The sequence below is a fragment of the Rhizobacter sp. P2_H2 genome (assembly GCF_056403375.1).
Map to the genome: position 1 here is coordinate 1 of NZ_JBFUFP010000373.1, position 4842 is coordinate 4842.

3 protein-coding genes and 1 pseudogene are annotated in these 4842 nt (G+C 70.0%); 3 read left to right on the top strand and 1 reads right to left on the bottom strand.

Annotated elements, in window-relative coordinates; genetic code table 11:
• The 3 genes and pseudogenes from AC1D15_RS18250 to AC1D15_RS18260 all read left to right on the top strand — a co-directional run.
• Positions 1-310, top strand: a pseudogene (locus tag AC1D15_RS18250) (hypothetical protein); the annotation flags it as partial.
• Positions 243-965 (top strand): helix-turn-helix domain-containing protein, encoded by a 723-nt coding sequence (locus tag AC1D15_RS18255; protein ID WP_477827093.1) that lies wholly within the window; start codon positions 243-245, stop codon positions 963-965. The pseudogene AC1D15_RS18250 and the gene AC1D15_RS18255, both read left to right, overlap by 68 nt.
• Positions 966-975: 10 nt before the next feature.
• A complete protein-coding gene (locus AC1D15_RS18260; RefSeq protein ID WP_477827094.1) occupies positions 976-1845 on the top strand; it encodes a substrate-binding periplasmic protein in 870 nt (289 codons plus the stop codon).
• Positions 1846-1866: 21 nt separating this feature from the next.
• Here AC1D15_RS18260 and AC1D15_RS18265 read toward each other — a convergent pair.
• A partial coding sequence (locus AC1D15_RS18265) for a response regulator (protein WP_477827095.1) occupies positions 1867-4842 on the bottom strand: 2976 nt, incomplete at its 5' end.

The following is a 4842-nucleotide window of genomic DNA, read 5'->3' on the forward strand; positions in this document are numbered from 1 at the left end:
GTCGCTCTACTGGTTCACCGGCACCGGCGGGCAGGCCGCGGAGTTCTATCGGGCCAACGCCGCCAGCGGTGCCGGCTACCGCGAGCTGCCCAACCCCACGCCGACCGCCGTGGCCGTGTTCCCGAATGACTTCCGCTCGGTCCGCAACTTCGTGGCCCGCTCCCACACCCGGGTGCTACAGTGGTCCGAGATGCCGCGCGGCGGCCATTTCGCCAACGAGACCGACCCCGACCTCGTCGCCGATGACCTGCGCCGCTTCTTCGTCGGACTGCAGGCGCAAGATGCCCCTCACGGAAGCAACGATCACTGAGGAAGAGCGCACGGCGGACTCGCCCCTGGTGGCGAAGGTCCGCAGTGCCCGCTACAGCGGCGACACGCGCGAAGTGGCCCTGCCCGACGGCTCCTGGGACCTGCTGTTCGTGCGCCGCGGCGGCGGCCCGCTGATGGTCATCCAGACCGGGCAGATCGCGGCGCCGCTGCCCGTGGACAGCCGGGCCGGCGACGAGATGCTGACGATCGCCTTCAAGCCCGAGGTCTACATGCCCCGCCTGCCGGGGCGATTGACGTTCAACCAGGGCGTGCCGTGCCCGGTCGAGGCGGATCGCAGTTTCTGGATCGGCCCCGAACGTTTCGAGGTGCCCCGCTTCGACAACGTCGAAGCGTTCGTGTCCGCGCTGGCGCGCAAGGGCCTGCTGGAGCGTGACCCGGTGGTCTCGCGGGCGCTGCAGGGCGCGCGCCAGCGGCTCGACGAGCGCAGCATCCAGCGCCACTTCGCAGAAGTGACCGGCCTCGGCCTGAAGGCCTTCCGGCAGATCGCCCGGGCCCACGAGGCCGCGCGGCTGCTGCGCCTGGGACAGGCGCCGTCGCAGGTCGCCGCCGAACTCGAATTCACCGACCAGGCCCACCTGACACATTCGCTGAAGCGATTCCTCGGGCAGACCCCGCGGCAGATCGCCAGGCCATGAGGAGATGACCATGCGCATCGCATTCCGCCTGCTGGCCCGCCCGCTGTTCTGCATGTTGTTCGCGGCGCACCTGGGCGCCTCGGCGGTGGAGATCGTGCGCATTCCGAAACCCGAGTTCGAGGGGGACCGCCGCTACGACTACCCGCTGCAACTGCTGCAGCTCGCGCTGTCGAAGAGCGGCACCGAGTACCGGATCCAGACGGCCGAGATCGCGATGAACCAGGAGCGGCAGGTGCTGGAAATCGAGGCCGGCCGGACGATCGACGTCGGCCCGATCCCCAGTTCCGCCGAACGCGAGGCGCGCCTGCTGCCGATCTACATCCCGATCAACAAGGGCCTGCTCGGCTGGCGCCTGGGCCTGATCCGCAAGGGCGAGCAGGGCCTGGTGGCCGGCGTCAACACGCTGGACGACCTGAAGCGGCTGCGGCTCGCGCAGGGACAGGAGTGGCCGGACACGCAGATCCTGCGCGCCAACGGCATCGACGTGATCACGGCGCCGAAGTACGAAGGCCTGTTCAAGATGCTCACCGGCAAGCGCTTCGACTACTTCCCGCGCAGCATGATGGAGATCTGGGACGAGCAGGCCCTCAATGCCGAGACGCTGGAAGTGGAGCCGCACCTCGCCCTGCACTACTTCTACGACTCCTACTTCATGGTGAACCGACAGAACACCAGGCTCGCGAAAGACATCCGCGACGGGCTGGAGAAAGCCATCGCCGACGGCTCGTTCGACAAGGTCTTCCAGGACTACTTCGGCGAGCGGCTGCGCAAGGCRCGGCTGGACAAGCGCACGGTGATCGAGCTGCGCAACCCGCTGCTGACGCCGGGAACGCCGTCGAACCGGCCGGAGCTGTGGTACGACGCCAAGCGCGGCCGCTGAAGCTCGCACCGAGGCCGGCGTTCAGCCCAGCGCCACCAGCTCGGCCATGACCGGGCGAAGCAGCCGGTCGACGTTGCGCAGCAGCGGCTCGAGGCCGGCGTCGTCGAGCTCGTCCAGGCAGGCGCGCTCCAGTTCCGTCGCCGCCTGGTGGACGCCCCGCACGGCCAGCGTGCCGGCGACGTTCTTCAGGTCGTGCGCCATGCGCATCGCGGTCGCCGTGTCGCCGCTCGCGCGGGCGGCCCGGAAGCGTTGCGCGAAGTCCGTCTCCCGGTCGCGGAACATGCGCATCAGGCGCAGGTACAGGTCTTCGTCGCCCATCGTGGCGGCGATGCCGGCCGGGCGGTCGATCGACGGGGGGTCGTCGGGCGCCGCGGCCGGGTGGATCCAGCGCGCGAGGGTGGCGAAGAGTTCGTTCACGTTGATCGGCTTGGCGACGTGGTCGTTCATGCCGGCGGCCAGCACCTTGTCGCGGTCGCCGACCAGCGCGTTGGCGGTCATCGCGATCACCGGCAGATCGCGCCACTGCGGCTGCTGGCGCAGCGCGCGCGTGGCGGCGTAGCCGTCCATCACCGGCATCTGGCAGTCCATCAGCACGCCGTCGAAACSCTGGCGCGCCAGCATCGCCAGCGCCTCGCGGCCGTCGCAGGCCACGCTGACCGTGATGTCGGCATCGCCCAGCACGCTCAAGGCGATCTCGCGGTTGATCGCGTTGTCCTCCACCAGCAGGATGTGCGCGCCGCGCAGGTGCGCCTGGTGCCCGAGCAAGGCCTCCTGGCGCTGCATCGCGCGCGGTGCGCGCGCCCGTGCCAGCCCCAGCGCCTCGCCGCAGGCGTCGAACAGCGACGAGGGCGTGACCGGCTTCGTCAGCAGCGCGCCGACGCTGACCTGCTGCTGCACCAGCTGCCGCTGCGCATCATCGCGGCTGAAAGCCGTCACCATCAGCACGGTGGGCGCCGCATGGCGCCGGCCTTCCTCCTGGCCCAGCAGGCGCGCGCATTCGACGCCGTCGAGCCCGGGCATCTTCCAGTCGAGCAGCACCAGCCCGTAGGGCCGGTCGTCGGCGTCCGCCCGCTGCGCCATCTGCAAGGCGGCACGGCCATCGGCGGCGGTGTCGACGTCGAGGCCGAGCGATGTGCACATGCCGGCCAGCAGCTCGCGCGCGCTGGCGTTGTCGTCGACCACCAGCGCGCGGCGGCCGGGCAGGCTGCCTTCGCGCGACGGTGCCTCGGCCGGCTCGGGCTGCAGGCCGAAGCGCAGCGTGAAGTGGAAGCTGCTGCCGCGGCCCGGCGCGCTGTCGACGCTGATCTCGCCGCCCATCAGCTGCACCAGGTGGCGGCTGATCGACAACCCGAGGCCGGTGCCGCCATAGCGCCGGCTGGTCGACGAGTCGGCCTGCGTGAAGGGCTGGAACAGGCGCTGCCGCTCGTCGGGCGTCATGCCGATGCCGGTGTCGCGCACCTCGAAGCGCAGGTCGATGCAGTGCGCCTCGCGCCCGGCGACCGCGATCGCGACGATCACCTCGCCGCACTCGGTGAACTTGACGGCGTTGTTGCACAGGTTGAGCAACACCTGGCGCAGCCTCGACGGGTCGCCCACCAGGGCGTGCGGCAGCTGCGGCGGCAGCGCGAACAGCAGCTCCAGGCCCTTCTGCTCGGCGTTCATGCCGACCAGGTGGCCCAGCCCCTCCATCACGTCGCCGAGGTTGAACGCGATGGCCTCGATGTCGAGCTTGCCGGCCTCGATCTTCGAGAAGTCGAGGATGTCGTTGATGATGCCGAGCAGCGATTCGGCCGCGCCGTGGATCTTCTGCACGTAGTTCAGCTGCTGCGGGTTGAGACCGCTCTGCAGCGCCAGGTACGACATGYCGAGGATGGCGTTCATCGGCGTGCGGATCTCGTGGCTCATGTTGGCCAGGAAGTCGCTCTTGGCCTGGTTGGCCGCTTCGGCCACCTGGCGTGCCACCCGGTCGGCCTCGGCCTGCTGGCGCTGCGTGATGTCGCGGGCGATGCCGACCGTGCCGGTGACGCGGCCGTCGCGGTCGCGCAGCGCGGTCTTGATGGTCTCCACCAGGGTGATGCCGCCGTCGAGGCGCACGTGCCGTTCCTCGATGCGCTTGCTGGCGTTCGACGCCATCACCTCGGCGTCGTCGAGCCGGTAGCCGCGGCTGAGCTCCGGTGGATGGACGTCGAAGTCGGTCTTGCCGATCATCTGGCCCGGCCCCTCGAAGCCGAGCGTGGTGATGAGCGCGCGGTTGACGGCGACGTAGCGGCCGCCGGCGTCCTTGACCCACGCCAGGTCCGGGATGTTGTCGAGGATGGTCGCCATGCGGGCGTTGGCGTTGGCCAGCTCCGCGGCATGCTGTGCTTGCCGCTCGCGCATCGCGTTCAGGGCATCGACCAGCTGGTCGAGCTCGTCGCCCTTGACCTGCTGGCGCCGCAGCTGCAGCGGCGGCGCTTCCACCTGCGGGTTGACGCTGCCGATCGATGCGGCGATGTCCAGCAGGTGGCGCGTCGCGAGCCGGTGCACGACGAACAGGATGAAGAACGCGACCAGGAAGGTCTTGGCGGCATTGCTGAGCAGGATGACGAAGGCCTGGGTCGCCAGCTCGCGATAGATGTCGGCCAGCGTCGCCTCGACGCGCAGCACGCCGATGACCTCCGGGTGCTGGCCGCAGCAGGCGAGCGGGAACTCCTTCACCACCGAGCGGCTGGCCTGTCGCTCGCCGCGCAGCACCGTCAGCGAATGGGCGGACGACGCCGTCTCGCGCACCTCGGCCGCGCGAATGGACGGCAGCCGCACGATGCCTTCGAGCTGCTCCTCGAGCTGCTTGGAGTCCAGCGCCCACAGGCTTTCGCTGAGGCTGCGCGAGCTGGCCTGGTCGATCTCGCCGAAGCGGCTTTCCAGGCGCGCCCGCTCGCTGCGGTAGCTGAGGGTGAGCTGCAGGATGGTCAGCACCAGCGTGACCACGGTGCTGAACACCAGCACCCGCACCAGCAG